Source organism: Streptomyces minutiscleroticus (assembly GCF_014650875.1).
Lineage (GTDB): Bacteria > Actinomycetota > Actinomycetes > Streptomycetales > Streptomycetaceae > Streptomyces > Streptomyces minutiscleroticus.
The window spans coordinates 701,773-721,502 of record NZ_BMVU01000001.1 but is presented as its reverse complement, the minus strand read 5'-3'; the positions used below and the strand labels follow the sequence as shown (position 1 = coordinate 721,502).

Annotated in this window: 18 protein-coding genes and 1 pseudogene; 6 read left to right on the top strand and 13 right to left on the bottom strand. The window is 74.7% G+C overall.

Translation table 11 applies throughout. The features are described 5' to 3' along the window. Nucleotides 1-555: 555 nt before the first annotated feature. Nucleotides 556-828, bottom strand: coding sequence for a DUF397 domain-containing protein (locus IE271_RS02910; RefSeq protein WP_190188494.1), 273 nt, complete (start codon nt 826-828; stop codon nt 556-558). Next, complete coding sequence (locus IE271_RS02905; protein ID WP_190188493.1) at nt 829-1,689, bottom strand: Sco1979 family transcriptional regulator; 861 nt, start codon at nt 1,687-1,689, stop codon at nt 829-831. Nucleotides 1,690-1,873: 184 nt separating this feature from the next. On the opposite strand from IE271_RS02905, the gene IE271_RS02900 reads away from it, so the two are divergent. The 3 genes from IE271_RS02900 (at nt 1,874) to IE271_RS02890 (ending at nt 5,174) form a co-directional block, all read left to right on the top strand. After that, nucleotides 1,874-2,491 carry an ATP-binding protein gene (locus IE271_RS02900; protein WP_190188492.1) on the top strand — a complete coding sequence of 206 codons (618 nt, stop codon included), beginning with the start codon at nt 1,874-1,876 and terminating at the stop codon, nt 2,489-2,491. A 1-nt stretch (nt 2,492) separates the two neighbouring features. Next, nucleotides 2,493-2,936 (top strand): hypothetical protein, encoded by a 444-nt coding sequence (locus IE271_RS02895; protein ID WP_190188491.1) that lies wholly within the window; start codon nt 2,493-2,495, stop codon nt 2,934-2,936. A 246-nt stretch (nt 2,937-3,182) separates the two neighbouring features. Then, nucleotides 3,183-5,174: an ABC transporter ATP-binding protein gene (locus IE271_RS02890; protein ID WP_190188490.1), complete on the top strand. Its 1,992-nt coding sequence runs from the start codon at nt 3,183-3,185 to the stop codon at nt 5,172-5,174. Between the two features lie 127 nt (nt 5,175-5,301). Here IE271_RS02890 and IE271_RS02885 read toward each other — a convergent pair whose 3' ends face one another. The 6 genes from IE271_RS02885 to IE271_RS02860 form a co-directional block, all read right to left on the bottom strand. Next, complete coding sequence (locus tag IE271_RS02885) at nt 5,302-5,472, bottom strand: DUF8839 family protein (protein WP_190188489.1); 171 nt, start codon at nt 5,470-5,472, stop codon at nt 5,302-5,304. Between the two features lie 219 nt (nt 5,473-5,691). Beyond that, nucleotides 5,692-6,390: a DUF899 domain-containing protein gene (locus IE271_RS02880; RefSeq protein WP_190188488.1), complete on the bottom strand. Its 699-nt coding sequence runs from the start codon at nt 6,388-6,390 to the stop codon at nt 5,692-5,694. A gap of 222 nt (nt 6,391-6,612) precedes the next feature. Further along, nucleotides 6,613-8,013, bottom strand: coding sequence for an amidohydrolase (locus IE271_RS02875; RefSeq protein WP_190188487.1), 1,401 nt, complete (start codon nt 8,011-8,013; stop codon nt 6,613-6,615). A 403-nt stretch (nt 8,014-8,416) separates the two neighbouring features. Further along, entirely contained in the window at nt 8,417-10,336 is a 1,920-nt protein-coding gene (locus IE271_RS02870; protein WP_229919087.1) for an FUSC family protein, read from the bottom strand. Between the two features lie 155 nt (nt 10,337-10,491). After that, entirely contained in the window at nt 10,492-10,704 is a 213-nt protein-coding gene (locus tag IE271_RS02865) for a DUF397 domain-containing protein (RefSeq protein WP_190188486.1), read from the bottom strand. Further along, the gene (locus IE271_RS02860) at nt 10,701-11,540 is read right to left on the bottom strand and encodes a helix-turn-helix domain-containing protein (RefSeq protein WP_229919086.1); all 840 of its coding nucleotides are present in this window, start codon (nt 11,538-11,540) and stop codon (nt 10,701-10,703) included. The genes IE271_RS02865 and IE271_RS02860 overlap by 4 nt, the downstream gene beginning before the upstream one ends. Before the next feature lie 216 nt (nt 11,541-11,756). Between IE271_RS02860 and IE271_RS02855 the strand changes: the two genes are divergently transcribed. Then, nucleotides 11,757-12,257, top strand: coding sequence for an ATP-binding protein (locus IE271_RS02855; protein ID WP_229919085.1), 501 nt, complete (start codon nt 11,757-11,759; stop codon nt 12,255-12,257). Nucleotides 12,258-12,299: 42 nt separating this feature from the next. Continuing rightward, nucleotides 12,300-13,259 carry an expansin EXLX1 family cellulose-binding protein gene (locus tag IE271_RS02850; protein WP_190188484.1) on the top strand — a complete coding sequence of 320 codons (960 nt, stop codon included), beginning with the start codon at nt 12,300-12,302 and terminating at the stop codon, nt 13,257-13,259. 90 nt (nt 13,260-13,349) lie between these two features. Here the strand turns inward: IE271_RS02850 and IE271_RS02845 are convergent, their stop codons facing one another. The 4 genes from IE271_RS02845 to IE271_RS02830 all read right to left on the bottom strand — a co-directional run bounded on the left by IE271_RS02845 (nt 13,350) and on the right by IE271_RS02830 (nt 17,944). Continuing rightward, the gene (locus IE271_RS02845; protein ID WP_229919084.1) at nt 13,350-14,672 is read right to left on the bottom strand and encodes an endonuclease Q family protein; all 1,323 of its coding nucleotides are present in this window, start codon (nt 14,670-14,672) and stop codon (nt 13,350-13,352) included. Nucleotides 14,673-14,681: 9 nt separating this feature from the next. Further along, nucleotides 14,682-15,545: a nucleotidyltransferase domain-containing protein gene (locus IE271_RS02840; RefSeq protein WP_190188483.1), complete on the bottom strand. Its 864-nt coding sequence runs from the start codon at nt 15,543-15,545 to the stop codon at nt 14,682-14,684. A gap of 105 nt (nt 15,546-15,650) precedes the next feature. After that, nucleotides 15,651-16,376 (bottom strand): aspartate/glutamate racemase family protein, encoded by a 726-nt coding sequence (locus tag IE271_RS02835; RefSeq protein ID WP_190188482.1) that lies wholly within the window; start codon nt 16,374-16,376, stop codon nt 15,651-15,653. Nucleotides 16,377-16,381: 5 nt separating this feature from the next. Further along, the gene (locus IE271_RS02830; protein ID WP_190188481.1) at nt 16,382-17,944 is read right to left on the bottom strand and encodes an NCS1 family nucleobase:cation symporter-1; all 1,563 of its coding nucleotides are present in this window, start codon (nt 17,942-17,944) and stop codon (nt 16,382-16,384) included. A 185-nt stretch (nt 17,945-18,129) separates the two neighbouring features. On the opposite strand from IE271_RS02830, the pseudogene IE271_RS02825 reads away from it, so the two are divergent. Further along, nucleotides 18,130-18,777, top strand: a pseudogene (locus tag IE271_RS02825) (GntR family transcriptional regulator); the annotation flags it as partial. 165 nt (nt 18,778-18,942) lie between these two features. Here the strand turns inward: IE271_RS02825 and IE271_RS02820 are convergent. Beyond that, on the bottom strand, nt 18,943-19,671 hold the full coding sequence (locus tag IE271_RS02820; protein ID WP_190188479.1) for a uracil-DNA glycosylase: 729 nt from the start codon (nt 19,669-19,671) through the stop codon (nt 18,943-18,945). Nucleotides 19,672-19,730: the final 59 nt, after the last annotated feature.

The window sequence follows — 19,730 nt, the reverse complement described above, 5'->3', positions numbered from 1 at the left end:
AGCGCCCGAAGCACGAGAAGCGCTCGGTGCACGGGAGACCCGAGAAGTGCGAGATGCGCCGGATGCATGGATCACCCGGGATGTACGGGAAGCATGAGAAGCACGAGAAGCTCCGGGGCGCTGGAGGCATGCGGGACGCGTGAAGCCTTCGCAGCGCGTGAAGCCTTCGCAGCGCAGGAGGTCTTCGAAGCGCCGGAAGCACTCGCGGCGCAGGAGGTGCGCACGAGGCGCGGCGCGCTCATCGGCGTGTGCGCCGGCGTACGGGACGAGGTACGGGCCGGCGCGCGGGTCGATGTCCATGTCCCGTCCCGCGCCGGTGCCGGCACCGGCGCGGGTGCCGGCACGGGCGCGCTGTCTAGGCGTGGGCAATGGCCGTGGCCGTGCCCGTGGTGATGGTCGTGGTCGTGCGGGTGTCGCGGTCGGTACGGATGTCTCCGTGGTGCTCAGGGATCAATTGAATGCCGGAACAGTCTTAGGGGTGAGGCGGTGATCAAGTCAGAAAACGACAGAATTCACAGAGGACGATTCACAGAGGACAAGGGGCTCACAAAAGGCTCAGGAGAGGAGGAAGTCCGCCTCCCCCGCCTTGGCGCCCTGGATGAAGGCGGTCATCTCGCCCGGCGTGTAGATGAGCGCGGGGCTGTCCGGGTCCGCGGACTGCCGGACGGCGATCCGGCCGTCCTCCAGCTTCATGGCCTCCAGGCAGTTGCCGCCGTTGCCTCCGCTCCAGGGCTTGTGCCAGCCCTCGCTGCCCAGGTCGCGCGCGGGCATACCGTTGTAGATCCGCTTCTCCCGTATCCGGGGTGCGCGGGACGTCGTGCGGTCCATTCACAGCTCCTTGCGGAGATCCTCGAGGATCTCCTTCGTGCGATGTGCTGTGGCGGCCTGTGCCGCCATGCGGTCCATGACCTCGAGGTGGGTGGCCACCTCGGTGCGCGCGTCCAGGTAGACGGCACCGGTCAGGTACTCGCTGTAGACCATGTCGGGGAGTTCCGCCATGGCAAACCGGAACAGCACGAACGGCCCGTACGTGCCGGGATGCGGCCCCGAGGAGAACGGGGCGATCTGCAGCGTCACGTTGGGCAGCTTCGTGGCCTCGAGCAGCTTCTCGATCTGGGCGCGCATGACGCCGGCGTCGCCGGCGGGCCGGCGCAGCGCGGTCTCGTCCATGACGACCCACAGCCGCGGCGCGTCCTCGCGGGTGAGCAGGGCCTGGCGCTGCATGCGCAGGTCGACGTGGCGCTCGATGTCCTCGGGCCGCGTCTGGCCGATGGCGCCCGAGGTCAGGACGCCGCGCGCGTAGTCCTCGGTCTGCAGCAGGCCGGGCACGAAGTGCGGTTCGTAGGAGCGGATGAGGGTGGCCGCGCCCTCCAGGCTCACGTACATGGAGAACCAGCCCGGCAGGATGTCGTGGAACCGCTGCCACCAGCCGGGCTTGTTCGCCTCCTCCGCGAGCGTGACGAATGCCTCGGCCTCCTCGTCGGAGACGCCGTAGGACTTCAGGAGCAGCTGGAGATAGGGGATCTTGAGGGAGACCTCGGCCATCTCCATGCGGCGGACGGTCGCGGCGGTCACGCGCAGGACGCGCGCGGCCTCCTCGCGCTTGAGCCCCGCGCGCTCCCGCAGGTCCAGCAGGCGCCGACCGAGGACGACCTGGCCGACCGTCGGCGCGGACCGCGGTTCGCTCACGTCTACCTCCAGATCGGTCCCGGACAGGCCGGGCGGCGCCTAGTTCGGACCACCCGGGGCGGGTTACCGAACTGACGCCGCGTCGCATGCTGTTGCGAGCAGTGTGCCATGGCCCTTCGAGAGGGGACACTGCACTCTGCAATTTTCAGAGTGCCACTTGCCAAGTGTTCACGGCGGGGCGATAGTGGCAAGCGTGACTTCGTCCGCCGCGCCGTTAGGAACAGACGCAGCCGAGGACCGGTACGGTCTCGGTGCAGCCGCAGGGGTGCGCCCCCGCGCGGCGGCCGAGCGCCGGTTCCGGTTCGAGCTGGCCGCTCACCCGGGCTCGCCCGCCCAGGCACGCCGCCTGGCCCGCGCCCGGCTGTCGGGCTGGTCGGTCTGCCAGGACACCTGCGACGCCGCCGAGCTGGTCATCTCCGAACTGGTCACCAACGCGGTCGTGCACACCGCGAGCCGGTACGTGGTCTGCGAGCTGCACGACGACGAGGGACTGGTACGGATAGCCGTACGTGACGAGGGATGCGCGCCGGGTGAACCCCGCCCGTCGCCGCAGCGCCCCGAGGAGGAGCACGGGAGGGGACTGCTCCTCGTCTCGGCGGTGTGCAGTGCCTGGGGCGCCCAGGAGACCGGTCCCGGACTGCTGGTCTGGGCCGAACTCCCGCACTCGGCGAACAACGGCGCCGAGCCGCGGTCGGACCTGGGCTGGGGCGCGAGGAGCCGGCCGGCCCCAGCCGGCTCCTCGCGGACCGAGGCGGAGTCCTCCGCCGTGCGGCGGGAGCGGACCCGAGAGCGAGGACTGTGACATGCGGAGCGGCGGAGCGGCACGCGCGCTGAGCCTGGACACGGTGGTCCGCGTACGGCGGACCATGCGGGCGTCCGGCGACGCGGCGGCCCGGCGCCTCAGCGTGCCGACGGACATGCAGCTCCCCCTCGGCTGCGACGCGGTCTCGACACCCGCCCGGCTCGGGGCGGAGGTGGTGCACCGCCTCCCCCGCATCGGCTGCGTGTACGCCGATGGCGCGGACTGGTGGTGGATCGTGCCCTCCGACTCCGACGTCGCCGTGCAGTGGCCGGCGCCCGCGCACTACGCGGCCGGCGCCTTCGTGCCCTCCGACGCGCCCCGGCGGCCCAGCCTGATCCACCGGCCGGAGAGCACCGTCCCGTACACCCCGCCGATCCCGCTCTACCTGGCCCTGTGCGGGGCCACGGGCACCACGCCCGCCTGGTCGCGGCCCGTCGGCGCCTGACCGCGGACGACCGCCCCCCCGCCGGGAACGCCACGGCCGCGCGCGGAGGCGCGGTGGCTTCCGTCCTCCGCGCCTGCCCGGCCGCGCCCTCCCGTGCTCCCTCCGCAGGGTGGGACCTCCTCCTGCCGCAGGGGCGGAATCCCCTCCTGCGGCAGGGGTGGAATCGCCGGTTCCCGGGCAGGGCACTGCGCGGGCGGCTCCCGGGCCGCGACAGCGGCCGGCCGCCCACGACAGGGGAGGTCGTCCATGGGGAAAGCGTCCCTGGGGAAAGACGGAGAGGCCGGCGGTCCGGCGCCCTCGGACTCGGAGTCACTGCTCTTCGGCGGCCCGCTGCGTTACGACACGGGGTGGTCGCAGCACTCCGACGCGTTCCTGGAGCTGAACGTCCGCGCCATGGTGCGGCGGCTGCCCGAGCTGCTCGGGGCCAGCCTCCGGCTCGCCTGGCAGGCCGACCGCCGGTCCGCACGGACCGTCCTCGGTGCCGAGGTGGGCCGGGGCGTCGCCCAGGCGGTGAGCCTGCTGGCGGTCAACGCCGTGCTCGCGCGGCTGGTCGCGGACGGCCCGATCGGGGACCGGCTGCGCGACGCGGCGCCCGCGCTGGCCGCGGTGGCCGCCATGACGCTGGTCTCCGCGCTGCTGGCGGCCGCGTCGACGTACGCCACCGGACGCCTGGAGCCGGTGGTGGAGCGGGTGGCGACCGAGCGGTATCTGGAGCGGGCGGCGGCGGTCGAGCTGTCCGCGATCGAGGACGACGCCTTTCACAAACTGCTGGACACCGCCCAGTTCGGCGCGTCCTCGGCCCGCCGCATGATCTCCATCAGCACCCGTGTGGTCAACGCGCTGATCTCGCTGGTCGCGGCCGCGGGCGTGCTGACCGTGCTGCACCCGGCGCTGCTGCCGCTGCTCGTGACGATGACCCTGCCGAGCGCGTGGGGCGCCCTGGTCAACGCCCGCCGCCGCTACGCGTCCTACCAGGCCTGGGCGCAGCACGCGCGGGCCGGCCGGCTGATCGGCAGCCTGCTCACCGAACCCGAGGCCGCGCCGGAGATCCGGGTGCACGGCATCGGGCCGTTCCTGCTGCGCCACTTCCGGGCGATGTCGGAGTCCGCGGAGGCGGAGCAGGCCCGGCTCGCCCGGCTCGCGGCCCGCACCGGTCTGATCGCGGCGGCCTGGACGGGCCTGGCCACCGTGGCGACGTACGCGACGCTCGGCGTGCTGCTGCTCACCGGGGCGATGGCCCTGTCGGTGGCGGGCACGGCGGTCCTCGCGATCCGCACCGGCTCGGCGAACCTCGGCACGCTCGTGCTGGAGCTGAACGCCCTCCACGAGGAGGCGCTCTTCGTGTCCGACCTGCACCGCATGTACGACGAGGCGGCGCGGCGCGCGATCCCGGAGGGCGGCGAGCCGCTGCCACAGGACCCGCGGGAGATCCGCTTCGAGAACGTCACCTTCGCCTACCCGGGCACGGCCGCGCGGCCCGCGTTGTCGGAGCTGACGCTGACCGTGCCCATGGGCAAGATCGTGGCGCTCGTCGGCGAGAACGGCTCGGGCAAGACGACCCTGGTCAAGCTGTTGGCCGGGCTGTACACACCGCAGAGCGGCCGCATCCTGTGGGACGGCGTGGACGCCGCGGCCGTGGACCGGCGGCTGCTCGCCGAGCGCATCGCGATGGTCGCGCAGGACTTCAAGCGCTGGCCGTTCACCGCCCGGGTGAACGTGGCGATCGGCCGGCCGTCCGCGCCGCTGACCGACGAGCGGCTGGAGCGGTCGGTCGCCGAGGCCGGGGCCGAGGAGGTGGTGGCCGACCTGCCGCGCGGCCTGGACACCCTGCTCGCGCGGATGTTCAGCGGCGGGCACGAGCTGTCGGGCGGCCAGTGGCAGCGGCTCGGCATCGCCCGGGCCGCGTACCGGCGCGGTGTGATCCTGGTCGTGGACGAGCCGACGGCGGCCCTGGACGCCCGCGCCGAGCTGGAGGTCTTCGAGCGGATCAGGACGCTGGCGGGCAGCGGCCGGACGGTCGTGCTGATCACGCACCGGCTCGCCTCGGTGCGCCACGCCGACCTGGTGCACGTCCTGGACCGCGGCCGGCTCGTGGAGTCCGGCGCCCCCGACGAGCTGCTCGCCCGGGGCGGGCTGTACGCGGAGCTGTACGGGCTCCAGGCCCGTCAGTTCGCGGTGGGGACGCCCCTCCCGGAGGAGGATGCGGCGGCGGACGAGGGGCGGACGGTCAGCCCGTGAGCCTCCCGCACGGCTCCGTGGCTCCGGTCCCTCCCACGACTCCCTGGCCCGGGCCCTCGCCCGTGGCCCCGGACCCTCTCACGACTCCCTGGCTCGGACCCTCGCGGCTCCGTGGCCACGGGGTCTCTCACGGCTCGGTGAGCTCCTTCACGACCACGAGGAACATGTCCGAGGACAGGTCCATGACGACCTCCACGTGCTGCCCCTCCAGGCGCCGCGCGTGGGCGAACTCCTCCGCCGGCCAGGACCCGCGCGGTCCGCCGGCGGGAAAGCGCTCCAGCACCGTTCGACCGTTCATCCCGCACCTCCGTGTCGTGCTGTTCACGAGCATTTAAACGCCATGCAAGGCGGGGACGTCGCGGGAAGTGACGGATCTGAGACGAAGTCGACACTCGGCCATCACGGCATGTGAGAAGCCTCTCGTCCGTTTCGGCGGCTCAAGCCTGCGCACATCCGGACATACACATCCGGCCATGTGCGTCCGGCCATGTGTGTTCGATCGGACGCACATGGCCGTTCAGTCCTCGTACTCGTCGTGGTAGCGGATCCGGGCGCTGCCGGCAGGGGCGCCGAGCGCCGACGCGCGCCCCGCGGGCCTCTCCCACTCCTCCTGCCGGCCGAGGGCGGTGAGGTCCAGGAAGGAGGTGGTGGAGCCGAGTCCGTCCAGGCCGCGGTCGTACGTCGAGTAGGTGTGGAAGACGCGGTCGCGCTCCCGCAGGAAGCAGCTCAGCCCCGGCCGCTCGCGCAGACCGCCCCCGCCGCCGTCGTCCGGGAAGGACACCTCGAAGTCGAGGTTGAAGTCGTCGCCGTACGAGGAGTACCAGGGCACCGTCCAGCCCATGCGGGCCTTGAACGGCAGGAGCCTCGTGTACGGCGCGCGGGAGACCGCGGCGAACTCCGTGCCGCGCGCCCTGAGGTGCGCGAGGTGCCCGATCTGGTCGAGGAAGGCGGAGCAGCTGCGGCAGCCGGCGTCCCACTCGGGCGCGAACATGAAGTGGTAGACCACGAGCTGGTCACGTCCGGCGAACAGGTCAAGCAGGGTCGCCTTGCCGTCGCTCCCTTCGAAGACGTACTCCTTGTCGATCTCCACCATCGGCAGCCGCCGCCGCTCGGCGTTGAGCGCGTCGCGGGCGCGGGTCGCGGCCTTCTCCTGGGCGAGCAGTGCCTCGCGCGCGGCACGCCACTGCGCGCGCGACGCGATCCGGGGAAGCGTCATGGCCCCTCCTTCGGTGCGGTCCCCTTTCCGAGGTGGACCGGCGGGCGGGGCACAACTCATCGGTCGGCGGCGCACCGGACCGGATTTTTCTCCGCGCCCGGCTCGGAGCCGCCTTCCGCTCCGCACCCCGCACCCGTGCCCCGTGCCCTGTGCCCCCGTGCCGCTCCCGGCCGGCGTCCCTGCCGGGGACCGGCCGGGATGTCGGCCGGGACGCCGGCCGCCTCAGGCTCCGTCCCGCCCGCGGCCTCCGTCCTTCCCGTACGTCTGGACGCGGCCACCGCGGCTCCGGTCGGTCAGCGCCGGGAGCCGCTCCCGCAGCTCGGCCGCGACGGACGGCACGTCCACGGTCAGCAGGCTCCGGTCGCGCATCAGGACGCGGCCGTTCACGATCGTCGTGCGCACGTCGGCGGAGCGGGCGCTGTGCACCAGCGTGGCCGCGAGGTCGTGCACGGGCGCCGTGTGCGGGCCGCTCAGGTCGACCAGGACGATGTCGGCGCGGCGGCCCGGCGCGATACCGCCGATCTCGTCGCCGAGCCCGACCGCCCGCGCGCTCTGCACCGTGGCGTGGTGCAGCGCCTGGCGGGACGTCAGCCACCGCGGGTCGCCCTCTGCCTGCTTCTGGACGAGCGCGAGGAGCGCCATGGACTCCCACACGTCCAGGGAGCCGTTGGAGGCGGCCCCGTCCGTGGCGAGCCCCACGGGGATGCCGAGGTCGCGCAGCGCCCGTACGGGGGTGGTGGCGGGCCAGGCGAACCTGAGGTAGCCGCGGGGCGAGCTCGCGACCGACACCCGGCCGGACGCACGGGCCAGGGCCGGCAGGTCGCGCTCCAGGATGCCGGTGCCGTGCGCGAGGAGCAGGTCGGTGCCGAGCAGGCCGGTGCGCTCCAGGACCTCGACGGGGGTGCGCCCGTGGCGGGCGAGGCTCGCCTCGGTCTGGTCGCGGTTCTCGGCCGCGTGGAGGTGGACGGGCAGGCCGTGCTCGTGGGCGAGCCGGGCGGTCGCGGCGAGGTCGGCCTCGTCCACCGTGTACGGGGCGTGCGGGGCGAGCGCGGTGGTGATCCGGCCGCCGGCCGCGCCCCGGTGGCGCAGCGCGAAGTCCAGCGACCGCTCCCGCCCCTCGGGCCCCTGGGAGGAGAAGTACGCCTGCCCGAGCTGGGCGCGCAGTCCGCTCTCCGCCACGGCGGACGCGACGGCGTCCATCGCGAAGTAGTGGTCGGCGAAGCAGGTGACGCCCGCGCGGATCATCTCCGCGCAGGCGAGGCGGGCGCCCAGCTCCACGTCGCGGTCGGTGAGGCGGGACTCGACGACCCACACGTGGTCGTCGAACCACTCCTCGATCGGCACGTCCTCGGCGAGGCCGCGCAGGAGGGTCATCGGCGAGTGGGTGTGGCAGTTGATCAGCCCCGGCAGGGCGACCTGGCCGCGCGCGTCGATGCGCTCGGCGGCGGGGAGGCCGGCCGCGGCGGCGGCGCCCGTCACGGCCTCGACGCGCCCGCCGCGTACGACGACGGCGGCGTCCTCGGCGAATCCGACGTTCTCCTGCGCGTCGTGCACGAGGACGGTGCACCCGGTGACGACGAGGTCCGCGGGGCCCCTCGCGGAACGGGCGGTCGGCGGCGTCATCACGCCACCGTACGACGGGGCCGTACCGGCGGGTGGTGCGAATGCCGCATTCCGGCGGGGCGGACGGAGCGGCCGCCGCGTTCCGGCGGGGCGGCCGCACGGCGCGTGGCCGACGCGGCGCGCGGGCAGTACGGCGCACGACCGGCGCCACGCGTGGCCGACACGGCACGCGACCGACGCGGCACGCAGCCGGTGCGGCACGCGGCGCCGACGCGGCGCACGACCGACACGGCGCGTGGCCGGTGCGGCACGCAGCCGACGCGGCGCACCACCGGCGCCACGCGTGGCCGACACGGCACGCGACCGACGCGGCACGCAGCCGGTGCGGCACGCGGCGCCGACGCGGCGCACGACCGACACGGCGCGTGGCCGGTGCGGCGTATGACCGACGCGGCGCCGGGGTTCACACGGTGACCGGTCCCTTCGCCGTCGCGGCCGTCAGGCCCTCGCGTTCCTGCTGGGCGGTGAGGGCGTCCAGCAGCTCGCCGAGGCGGGCGGCGAGGCGGGGCGTGAGCCGGCCGGTGTCGTCCAGCTGCACCGCGCACGCGGTGGTGGCGTCCACGAGCCGTTCGAGCGTGGCCGCGAGCTCGCCGGTGCCCTCCGTGTGCCGGGCCACGGCGGGCAGTTCGGCCGCGGCCCGGTCGACCGCGGCGCGCGCCTCGGCCAGGGCGCGGTACGCCTCGCGGCGCAGGGCCCAGCGCCGCGCCCGGTCGCCGGTGCCGTACGCCGTGGAGCGGGCCGCGGCGCGGTGGCCGGCCTCCGCCGTGCCGCCGACCACGTGCCGGTGGTAGGCGCGGGCCGCCTCGGCGGCGTGCGCCAGCCGGTCCCGGACGCCGCCGCCGTGCCGCCCCGGCGCCGGAAGGTGCCCCACGAGCAGCACGATCGCGCAGGCCAGCAGGGTCTCGCCGATCCGCCCCCAGGACGCCTGCGGTTCGCCGCCCGCCACGATCAGGGAGAGCACGAGCACGGTGACCACGGCGGTCTGGGCGGCGAAGTGCCGGGTGGCGACCGGGATGAGGGCGCCGCTCAGCGCCACCAGCGCGACCGGCCCCGCGGGCGCCGGGAGCAGGGCCGCCGGGGCCGCGAAGGCGGCGGCGCCCAGGACCGTGCCCGCCGCCCGGCACAGCACCCGCGAGACCAACGGGCCGAGGTCGGGCTTGACCAGGAAGACGGCGGTGGCGGGCAGCCAGTACCAGTGCACGTGGTGCAGGGCCTGCGCGACGGCCGCGGCGGCACCGAGGCAGAGCGCCACCCGCACGCCGTACTCGCGGCCCGCCGCGCCCAGCACGGTGCGCCGGAACGCGGCCCGCGACCGCTGCCGGGCGTGCAGGTCGGCGGCCGTGCCCCGGTCGAAGGCGTCGGCGGCGTGCAGCAGGGCGTCGTCGAGGGCACGCAGTCCGGGCACGGTCCTGGCCGGGGCGGGCAGCGGCCCGCAGGGGCCGCCCGTGCGGACGGCGGCCGCCAGCCGCCGCGGCCCCTGCGCCGCCCGCCCGGGCAGCGCCTCCCCCGCCCAGGCCAGCGCGGTCGCGGCCTCGGCGAGCGGCAGGGCGGCGGCGTACTGGGCGCGCAGGCGCCGGTCGGCGGCGGCACCGGCACGGCCGCGCAGGCGCGGTCCGGCGAGGGCGTCCTGCGCGTGGTCGAGGGCGGCCGTCAGCGCGGCCCGCCGGGCGCCCGCCCCCGGACCGCCCGCGGCGGCCAGCAGCGCGGCGACCGCCTCGTACACGGCGGCCACGGCGGCCCGCTCCCCGTCGAAGCGGAACTCCACTCCCCTGTTCGCGGGCGTGGGCAGCGCGAGCCGCAGCAGGAGGAGCCAGCCGGCCCCCGCGAGCAGCAGCAGCGCCCGCTGCCGGCCGCTCTCGGGCAGCGGCATCCCGGCGCCGACCGCGGCGGTGACGAGGAGCTGGGTGCCGACCGCGGAGGCCACGGGCCCGGCCGCGCTGACGGCGCCGCCCACGAACCCCAGTCCGGTGAGGACGAGGGTCAGCGGCACCGCGCCGAGGGACTGGCCCGCGTACGTCCCGGCGAGCAGGCCCGCCGCCCCGGCGAGGGCGGGCACGCCGAGCCGGTGCACGGCGGTCCGGCGGCTGCCGGGCCGGTCGTTGATCCCGGCGAACATCGCCCCGAGCGCGGCGATCACCCCGGCGGAGGGCCGTCCGGCCGCCACGGCGAGCAGCAGCAGCGGTCCGGCGGCCAGCGCGCCGCGCACGACGGCGTTCCAGGGTACGGGCCCGCGCTGCGCGCGCAGCGCGTGCGCGAGCCAGGGCGGGAGGGCGGAGGGCTCGGGGACTGCGGGGATCACTGCACGGGCGCCGGGCCGGGGCACGGGGGCTCCTGTCGACTTGTCGAGGGCGGACGAGCCTTCGGGCGACGGTGGCCGGGCTGTGCGGTCGGTGGTGCCGAGGGTACGGAGGAGTTTCGAAGAAGGGGGAACGGGCGTATTTCGGCGGTGTGTCCTGTGCGGCGGCGGCCGCCGCCGCTCTACGCGGTGTGTCGGGCGGCGAACCCGACGAACTCCGCCCAGGCCGCCGGCGCGAGGCCGAGCACGGGGCCCGTCCTGTCCTTGGAGTCGCGGACGTACGTCGCGTCCGGCCGGGAGGCGACCTCGACGCACTCGCCGCCCTCGCCGCTGCTGTGGCTGCTCTTCGTCCAGGCCGACTCGGGCACGGCCCCGGCGGGGTCTTCGACGCTCATGTATCCCTCAGCAACTTCTCGATGAAGGCCAGCGATTCGCGCGGACCGAGCGCCGCTGCCCGGAGAAGTCCGTACTGCTCCTCGAACTCCCGGACCGCCGCGCGCTCCGTGTAGAGGCGGCTGTCCTTGTGCACCTCTGCATAGGCGATCCTCCGTCCTTCCCTGGTCTCGATCAAGGTGAACGGACCGGCCAGTCCGGCGTGCTCCTCACGTTCCGTCGACATCATCTGGATCTCGACGTTCCGCCTCTGGCCCTGCAACAGCGCCTGCTCCAACTGTCCCCGCATGACGCCCCGGCCGCCAAGTGGCCGACGCAGCACCGACTCCTCGATCACGAAGCTGATGACCGGCATCGGTTTCCGACCGAAGATCTCCTGCCGGGCCAGCCGGGCCACGACGCGCTGTTCGACGGTCTCCGCGTCCAGCAGCGGACGCCGCATCGTGAACACCGCGCGTGCGTACTCCTCCGTCTGCAACAGGCCGGGCACGGCCTGGTTGGCGTACACGTGGAGTACGACCGCCTCCGTCTCCAGCCTGGCCGCGTCCCGGAAGAACGCCGGGTACTGCGCCCTGGCCACCTCCTCCTTCCCCGCCAGCAGCAGCCCGCCCGCGCCCAGCACCTCGTCGGCCCGGTCGATGAACCCCGGCGGCGGGATCCGCCTCCCCTGCTCGAACGAGGCGATCGTCGAGGCCGAGTACCCGGCCCGGCTGCCCAGCTCCGCCCTGTCCAGCCCCGCCCGCTCCCTGCACAGCTTCAACTGCCGCCCGAAGACGTGCAGGATGCCCGCGCCCGCCCCGGACTCCTGCCCGTCCTCCGCCGCCCGCCGTTCCCCCACGCCCGGCACCTCCCGTACGTCCGCACCGACACCGCACCGACACCGCCCGGACGCCCCGCGCCGTCCGTCTCCACGACCGTCCCGCGTCCAACGCGCCGCACGGGGGACCCGTCACGCCCCGGCCCGCGTACAGCCGCCCGCCCCCCGCGTACAACGGCCGTCCGTCGACGCGTCGCACCTGGGCAACGCTACGCACGGTCCGTGACCGTTGAGCCCATGAAACCGGCGAGTCCACCGCAAGGACGTACACCGCAACCACCGTCCCCCGACCGCGAGTTCGCGATGCGGTTCACCTCGACCGCGCGGGGCGCGCGGCTCGCGCGCAGGCTGGTGTCCCACCGCCTGGACGACTGGGGCCACCCGTACCCGACGCCCGTGAACGAGACCGTGACTCTGATCGCCGGGGAGCTGACCGCGAACGCGGTCCGCCACGGCCACGTCCCCGGCCGCGACTTCCGCCTCCGTCTCACCGTCGGGGAGGCCGAGGGGGTCGTCCGCGTCGAGGTCACCGACGCCCGGGGCGAAGGGCTCCCCGCCCCGGACACCCCCGGCGCGGACGCCGAGGCGGGCCGCGGGCTCCTCCTGGTCACCGCCCTCGCACACGACTGGGGCGTCTCCCCCCGCCCGGCGGCGCCCGGCAAGACCGTGTGGGCGGAATTCATGCTGCCGCACGAATGCCGAACCAGCGGCAGCCTTTCCCTCCCCCGCGACCACTGACGAGTCGGAAGCGTGTCTCCCCGATCGCGTAAGGACTCATCCGTGGCATCCCGTTCCCACCGCCGACCGCCCCGCCCGCGGCGGCGCACCGCCCTCGTCTCCACGGCCGCCGTGGCGGCCGCGGTGCTCGTCGTCTCGCTGGTCGTGGCCCTCCGCCCCGGCGGGGAGGCCGACACCGTGCGGGCCGGGGGCACGCCCGCGGCCGACACCCGGGTGAGCGCCTCGCCGACGGCGTCCGGACCGGCACGGAAGGAGACGCCGGAGCCGAAGCGGTCCACGGCGTCCCCGAGCCCGTCGGCCGCCACGGCCACCCCGTCGGCGCGGCGGTCGGCCGGGAGCAGGCCCGAGCCCACCCGCCGGGCGGCGGCCTCCGGCTCCGCGCCGCTCGCCGGCCGGATCGGGCCCGGCGTCGACCACGACGGAGTCGCCACCCACTACGACGCCGCGGACGGCGACGGCGCGTGCTCGTTCGGCCCGAGCCCCGACATGACGGTCGCGGCGATGAACACCGCCGACTACGAGACGTCCAAGGCGTGCGGGGCGTACGTGCTCGTGCGCGCCTCGGGCGGCGCCTCCGTCACGGTCCGGATCACCAACGAGTGCCCGTCGCCCTGCGCGCCCGGGCAGCTCGACCTCAGCAGGCAGGCGTTCGCCGAGCTCGCCGACCTCTCCGCGGGCGAGATCCGGATCACCTGGAGCCTGCTGAGCCCCGGCACCTCCGGCACGGTCTCCCTCCGGTACAAGACCGGGTCCACCCGCTACTGGTGCGGCATCCAGGCGATCGGCCACCGCAACCCGCTGGCCCGCCTCGAGGTCGGCACCGGCGGCGGCTGGCGGCAGCTCACCCGTACCGAGTACAACTACTTCCTCTCCCCCGACGGCACCGGCTGCGGCGGCCCGGTCCGGCTCACCGACATCTACGGCGAGCGGCTGACCGTCGAGGGGATCGCCGTACGCCCGGACGCCGTCCAGCGGACCGGCGTCCAGTTCGCCCGGCACTGACGCGGGCCGGCACCGGCATCCCAGGTCAACAGGGGTCGGGGCCGGCCGCGCCGGCGGTCCGTCGCACGCGGCGTCCCGGTGCCCCCGGCCTCAGAACAACCGCGGCTGGACGTCCTCCGCCGGCTCGGCCTTCCGACGCGCCGCCACCGTCCCCGCCCGCCGCTCCAGCTCGCCCGGCTCGAAGAGCCGGATGACGCCGTACTCGCCGTCGTAGCCCGCCTCGCGGATCACCTCCCCGCGCCGCAGCCGTGCGACGGCCTCCGCGAGGAGCGGGGACTGGAGCGCCACGTCGTCGACCGGGACCTGTCCGAGGATGCCGAGCTCGGGTCCGAGGGCGGCCGTGAGCCGGTCGACCTCGCGGGACACCTTCTTGGTCTTCGGCCCCACGCCCAGGATCTCGCCCATGATCTCCGGCAGCGGCACGAAGCTGAGGAAGTCGGGCACGCCGTCCGGCCGGTGCCCCTCGGGCCGGTCGGCCAGGTCCTCGACGCGGCTCAGCACGCCGACCGTCAGCGGCTTCCCGCACACCGGGCACCTGCCGCCGTGCCGCCGCGTCTCGGCGGGGTCCATGCGCACACCGCACTTGCGGTGCCCGTCGACGTGGTACTTGCCCTCCTCGGGGAAGAACTCGACGGTGCCGGCGTACCCGTCGCCGGTCTCCAGGGCGCGGCGTACGGCGTAGTAGTCGAGGTCGGTGTCGAACAGGGTCGTCTCGCGGCCGAGCATCGGCGGCGAGTGGGCGTCCGAGTGGCTGACCATGCGGTACTTGTCCAGCGCCGAGATCCGCCAGTTCATGGCCGGGTCGCTGGACAGGCCGGTCTCCAGGGCGAAGACGTGGCCGGCGAGGTCGAGGTAGCAGTCCTCGATCGCGTCGAAGCCGGACTTGGAGCCGAAGACCGCGAACCACGGCGTCCACACGTGCGCCGGCACCAGGTAGGCGTCCGGGCTGCACTCCAGCGTGATCTCCAGGAGGTCGCGGGAGTCGAGGCCCAGGATCGGGCGGCCGTCGGAGCGGATGTTGCCGATCCGGTCGAGGCGGCGGTCGAACTCGGCGGCGGCCTCGAAGTCCGGCATGTGGACGAGGTGGTGGATCCTGCGGGTGCGTCCGCCGCGCTTGTAGATCGTCGAGATCTCCACCGAGAGCATGAAGCGCACGTCGGCCGCGCCGAGGACGGGCGGCAGGCGCTCCGCGACGTCCCGGTCGAACTCGGGGCGGAGCCGGAACAGACCGGGCTCGGCCGGCACCAGGTTCTCCCGCAGGTGCGCGAACCAGGCCGGGTGCGTGAAGTCGCCCGTGCCGACGAGCGAGATGCCCTTGCGCCGCGCCCACCAGGTCAGGTGTTCCAGGTCGGAGTCCTTGCTGCACGCCCGGGAGTACTTGGAGTGGACGTGCAGGTCAGCGTGGAAGCGCACCCTTCGAACCTAACACCGCCGGGCCGCCTCCACCGCCCGGCCCAGGAGCGTCTCCGCCTCGGTGACCGTACGGACCAGCTCGTCCGGGACGGGCGTCAGCTCCTGGACCAGGGCGTCGACCGCGGTGAGCCCGGCCCGCCCCACCAGCCCCTTCTCGTTGGTGACCCACTCCCCGCGCGCCGCCAGCACCGCGTGCGCCGTCTGGAGGGCGGCGAGGGCGACCGCGCCCGCGACCTGGGTGACGGCTCCCCTCGGGGCGTGGCCCCCCTTCGCGTACGCGAGGGTGGCCGCGGCCGTGCCGTACCAGTGGTCCGGGGCGCTCGCGCGCAGCGCCGGCGGATAGGCCGCGGGACGCGGCACCTCGCCCCGCAGCACCTCGTTGACCGCGAGTTCGGCGACGACCAGGTACGTCGGGATCCCCGCCAGGTGGAACATCAGCGGCTCGACGCGGAAGCGGCCCCGCTCCGCCTCCGCCAGCTCGTGCTCGACGACGTCGAGGTCGCGGTAGTGGACGTCCACGCGGCGGCCCTCGACCGTCAGCCACGCCCCGCCGTTGAACACGCCGCCGCCCCAGTCGCCGATCCCGGAGACCTCGCCCGGCCAGCCGACGGCGCGCAGGTCGGCGGGGTCGAAGACGCCTCCGGGGCCCCCTGAGGCCCTGGTGACTCCGGTGCCCCCAGTGCCCCCGCCGTCTCCTGCGCCGCCGCCCCCGCCCCGGTAGTACACCGACAGGTCCCAGTCGCTGTCGGGCCGGTGGGTGCCCTGCGCGCGGGAGCCGCCGAGGGCCACGGCGCGCACGCCGGGCAGGGCGGCGAGGCGGTCGGCGACCCGGTCGAGGAAGGCGGCGTCGGACGCCGTCGCGCGCTGGTCCATCCGTACTCCTGTTCCCCGCACCCTGTGCCCCGTGCCTCTTCCTCGCCCCTCTGGCGCCTGCGGTCCCCGTGGTGGTGGGTTCCGCGGCCGGCAGGGGCTCACACCCTAGGGCCTGTCGTCCGCCGGTGCTCCCCACGACCGCCGCTTGGGCAGCGGCTTCGCGTAACCGCCCGCCCTGCTCGTGGTGAGCCCGAGCCCCACCAGCGACTCGGCGAGCTTCACGGCCGCCGCCACCCCGTCGACCACCGGGAGCCCCAGCCGGTCCGCCACCGCCCGCCGCAGTCCGGTCATCCCGGCGCAGCCCAGCACCAGGACCTCCGCGCCGGCGGCGCACGCCCGCTCCGCGGCGGCCACGAACGCCTCCTCGGTGCGGAGCGAGGCGTCCACGTCGAGCACGTGCAGCCCGGTGCCGACGACGGCGGCGCAGTTGCGGTCCACGCCGGCCGTGCGGAGACTGTCCTCGATCTGGCCGCGGGAGCGGTCGAGCGTGGTGACGACGCCGTAGCGGCGGCCGAGCAGGCAGGCGAGGTGGGCAGCGGCCTCGGTGATGTCGACGACGGGCACGTCCACCAGCTCCCGCGCGCCCTCCCGCCCGTGCTCGCCGAACCCGGCCATGACCACGGCGTCGTACGGGCCCTCGTACGTCCGCAGGGTGTCGAGGACGGCCGCCGCCGACAGGTGGCTGTCGAGCCAGCCCTCCGCCGACTCCGGCCCCCAGGCCGGGGTCAGCCCGGTCACGGTGGTGCCCGGGCCCGCGGCGGCCCGGGCACCACGGACGATCTCGTCCGTCATGGCCCGTGTGGTGTTGCAGTTGGTGACGACGATCCGCACGTCGCTCAGCCCTCCTCGGGCTCGGCGACGGCGGACGTGGGGGCGGGCTCCGGAACGGGCCCCGGAGCGGATGCCGGAACGGGCCCCGGAGCGGATGCCGGGGCGGGCTCCGGAGCGGGGGCCGGGGCGGCGGTCCGCTCGGCCCGGCACAGCGCCGCGTACAGGCCCGCGGCGGCGGCCGTGCCGATGAACCACGAGTACGGGGCGACGTCGCCGAAGGCCGGCACCAGCGCGAGCACGGCGGCGACGGCGGCCGAGGGCAGGAACGCCCACAGCGCCTTGGGGTTGACGCCCTTGCGGTAGTAGTAGGCGGACCCCGGCCGGGCGTCGAAGAGCTGGTCGACGTCGATCCGGCCGCGCTTGACCCAGTAGTAGTCGACCATGATCACGCCGAACAGCGGTCCCAGGAAGGCGCCGAGCCCGCCGAGGAAGTAGTTGACCACGTCGGGGTTGGAGTACAGGTTCCACGGCGTCACGAGCAGCGCGGCGACCGTACTGATCACACCACCGGTCTTGAAGGTGATCCGCTGCGGCCAGACGTTGGCCAGGTCGTAGGCGGGCGAGACGAAGTTGGCGACGATGTTGACGCCCATGGTGGCGACGGCGAAGGTCAGCGCGCCGAGGACCAGGACCCAGGTGGTGCCGACCTCGGCGACCAGCAGTGCCGGATCGGTGACGGCCTCGCCGAACACCTCGATCGAGCCCGCGGTGACGACGACCGACAGGACCACGAACGCGGTCGAGTTGACCGGCAGGCCCCAGAAGTTGCCGCGCCGGACGGTGCGGTGGTCGGGCGCGAAGCGCGAGAAGTCGCAGAAGTTGAGCATCAGCGTGCCGTACGTGGCGAGGATCAGCCCGATCGCGCCGAACCACTGCCGCACCTGCTCGCCGGCGGAGACGGGGTGCGGGGTGGAGGCGAGCGGGATGCTCCAGCCGGCCCTGGCCAGGATCCACACGGCGAGCGCGAGCATCACGAGCCAGATCGCGGGGCCGCAGAAGTCCTGGAACTTGCGGACCGACTCCATCCCCTGCGTGATGATCAGCGCCTGGACCAGCCACAGCGCCACGAAGGAGACCCAGCCGAGCGGGTCCAGACCGAGGAAGGAGCCGTGCGTCCAGGACTCCAGGCCCGGCCAGGCGGCGAGCAGCATGACGTTGACGGCGACGGAGGCCAGGTAGGTCTGGATGCCGTACCACATGATGGCGATGACGGCCCTGATCAGCGCGGGGACGTTGGCGCCCCACACGCCGAAGCCGATACGGCTGACGACCGGGAACGGCACGCCGTGGCGCTGTCCTATGCGGCCCATCATGTTCATCCCGATGTAGATGAGCACGAAGCCGACGAGCAGGGACGTGAAGATCTGCCAGACGTTCATGCCGAGGACCAGCAGGCCCGCCGCGAAGGTGTAGTTGCCGAGGTTGTGGACGTCGGACATCCACAGGGCGAAGAGGTCGAAGACCTTCCACTTGCGCCGCGCGGCGGGCGCGAGGTCCTCGTTGGTGAGCCGGGGGTCGGGGACGAAGGCCGGTGCGGCGGTGGCTTCGGCGGGGTCGGCGAGGGACACGGTGCCTCCATGGGGAAGGGGGCGGAGGGCGGCGTGGTGCGCTTGCGCTGTACGGGTGCGGAACCGAGGGAAGGACGGTTTGGTATACCAAACCGCCGGTCATGGTCTCGCCACCGGTTGCTCCCGGCCGTGTCCGGGCGGTTACGGCTCCGTAAAACGCCCCGGGGCCGGGCGAGGATGGACCCATGACGACGGTGGAACCCCTGGGCGCGGTGCGCGCACGCGTCCTCGCCGCGCTGCGGCAGGACATCGTCGCCGGGCGCCTCGGCCCCGGCGACCGGCTGGTCGAACGCGAGCTGGCCGACCGCTTCGGGGTCTCCCGCGTCCCGGTCCGCGAAGCGATCCGGGCGCTGGTCGCGGAGGGGTTCGTGCACTTCGAGACGCCGCGCCGCACCGTCGTGCGCCGGCTGACCCCGACGGACGTCGCGGAGCTGTTCGAACTGCGCGAGGCCCTGGAGGTGTACGCCGCCGGGCTCGCCGCGACCCGCGCCGGGCGGGACGGCCTGGCCGAGCTGGAGGAACTGCTCGACCGAGCCGCCGTCGCGACCCGTGCGGGGGACGCGGAGACGATCACCGACATCAACACCCGCTTCCACGACCGCATCCTGGCCATGGCCGGCAACAGCCTGCTGATCTCCGTCATGGAGCCGGTCGACGGCCGGCTGCGCTGGCTGACCCGGCAGAACGAGGAGTGGACGCAGCTGCTGAAGGAGCACCGCGAGCTGTACGCCGCCATCGCCTCCGGCGACCCGGCCCGCGCCCGGGCCCACGCGCTCTCCCACGTCCGGGCCAACTACCGGTCCACGGTGCGCCGGCTGTTCGGGGACACGGAGGGGACCGGAGGGGCCGGAGGGGCCGAAGGGGCTGAGGGGATCGGAAGGACCGAGGTGCCGGAGGAGGCGCGACAGCCGCAGGAGGCGAAGGAGCGGCCGGGTACGGCGGATACGGCAGGCACGGCAGGCACGGCAGGCACGGCAGGCTAGCGGGACCCGCCGCCCTCACCGGTGACGGTGAGTCCCGCCGCCCTCATCGACGACGGGGAGCCCCGCCGCCCTCCCGGCCGTCCGCAGGACGTCCCGCAGCATCTCCGGGGTGAGCCGCCCGGTGAAGGTGTTGCGCTGGCTGACGTGGAAGCAGCCGAAGAGGTCGGGTCCGCCGTCCAGGGCGACCCGCGTCCCGTGCCCGAAGACGGGCCGGGGCCGGGGCACGGTCCAGCCCGCCTCGGCGAACGCCGGCAGCGCGGCCTGCCACCCGAAGCCGCCCAGCACGACGACGGCCCGCAGCGTCGGCCGCAGCAGCCGCAACTCGCTCACCAGCCAGGACCGGCAGGTGTCCCGCTCACCGGGCGTCGGCTTGTTGGCGGGCGGCGCGCAGTGCACCGGGGAGGTGACGCGCACGCCGTACAGCTCCAGGCCGTCGTCGGCGCTCACGGCGGTCGGGCGCGAGGCGAGGCCCACGTCGTACAGCGCCGCGTACAGCACGTCCCCGGACCGGTCACCGGTGAACATCCGCCCGGTCCGGTTGCCCCCGTGCGCCGCGGGGGCCAGTCCGAGGATGAGCAGCGGGGCGTCAGCCGGTCCGAAGCCGGGCACGGGGCGGCCCCAGTACGTCCAGTCCGCGAAGGCGGCGCGCTTGGTGCGGGCCACCTCCTCGCGCCACTCGACCAGGCGCGGGCACGCGCGGCACCCCGTGATCCGCTCGTCCAGTTCCGCCAGGCCGCTGTCCATGCCCACCACCGTAGGCCCGGCGGTCCCGCGGATCATCCCGGGGCCGCCGGGGCGGACGC

Excerpts from the sequence above, each read along its gene's own strand:
- IE271_RS02840 (WP_190188483.1), bottom strand. The coding sequence starts at position 15,545 with ATGGACCAGCGCGCGACGGCGTCCGACGCCGCCTTCCTCGACCGGGTC.
- IE271_RS02890 (WP_190188490.1), top strand. The coding sequence starts at position 3,183 with ATGGGGAAAGCGTCCCTGGGGAAAGACGGAGAGGCCGGCGGTCCGGCG.
- IE271_RS02855 (WP_229919085.1), top strand. The coding sequence starts at position 11,757 with ATGAAACCGGCGAGTCCACCGCAAGGACGTACACCGCAACCACCGTCC.
- IE271_RS02875 (WP_190188487.1), bottom strand. The coding sequence starts at position 8,013 with ATGACGCCGCCGACCGCCCGTTCCGCGAGGGGCCCCGCGGACCTCGTC.
- IE271_RS02895 (WP_190188491.1), top strand. The coding sequence starts at position 2,493 with ATGCGGAGCGGCGGAGCGGCACGCGCGCTGAGCCTGGACACGGTGGTC.
- IE271_RS02820 (WP_190188479.1), bottom strand. The coding sequence starts at position 19,671 with ATGGACAGCGGCCTGGCGGAACTGGACGAGCGGATCACGGGGTGCCGC.
- IE271_RS02880 (WP_190188488.1), bottom strand. The coding sequence starts at position 6,390 with ATGACGCTTCCCCGGATCGCGTCGCGCGCGCAGTGGCGTGCCGCGCGC.
- IE271_RS02865 (WP_190188486.1), bottom strand. The coding sequence starts at position 10,704 with ATGAGCGTCGAAGACCCCGCCGGGGCCGTGCCCGAGTCGGCCTGGACG.
- IE271_RS02885 (WP_190188489.1), bottom strand. The coding sequence starts at position 5,472 with ATGAACGGTCGAACGGTGCTGGAGCGCTTTCCCGCCGGCGGACCGCGC.
- IE271_RS02910 (WP_190188494.1), bottom strand. The coding sequence starts at position 828 with ATGGACCGCACGACGTCCCGCGCACCCCGGATACGGGAGAAGCGGATC.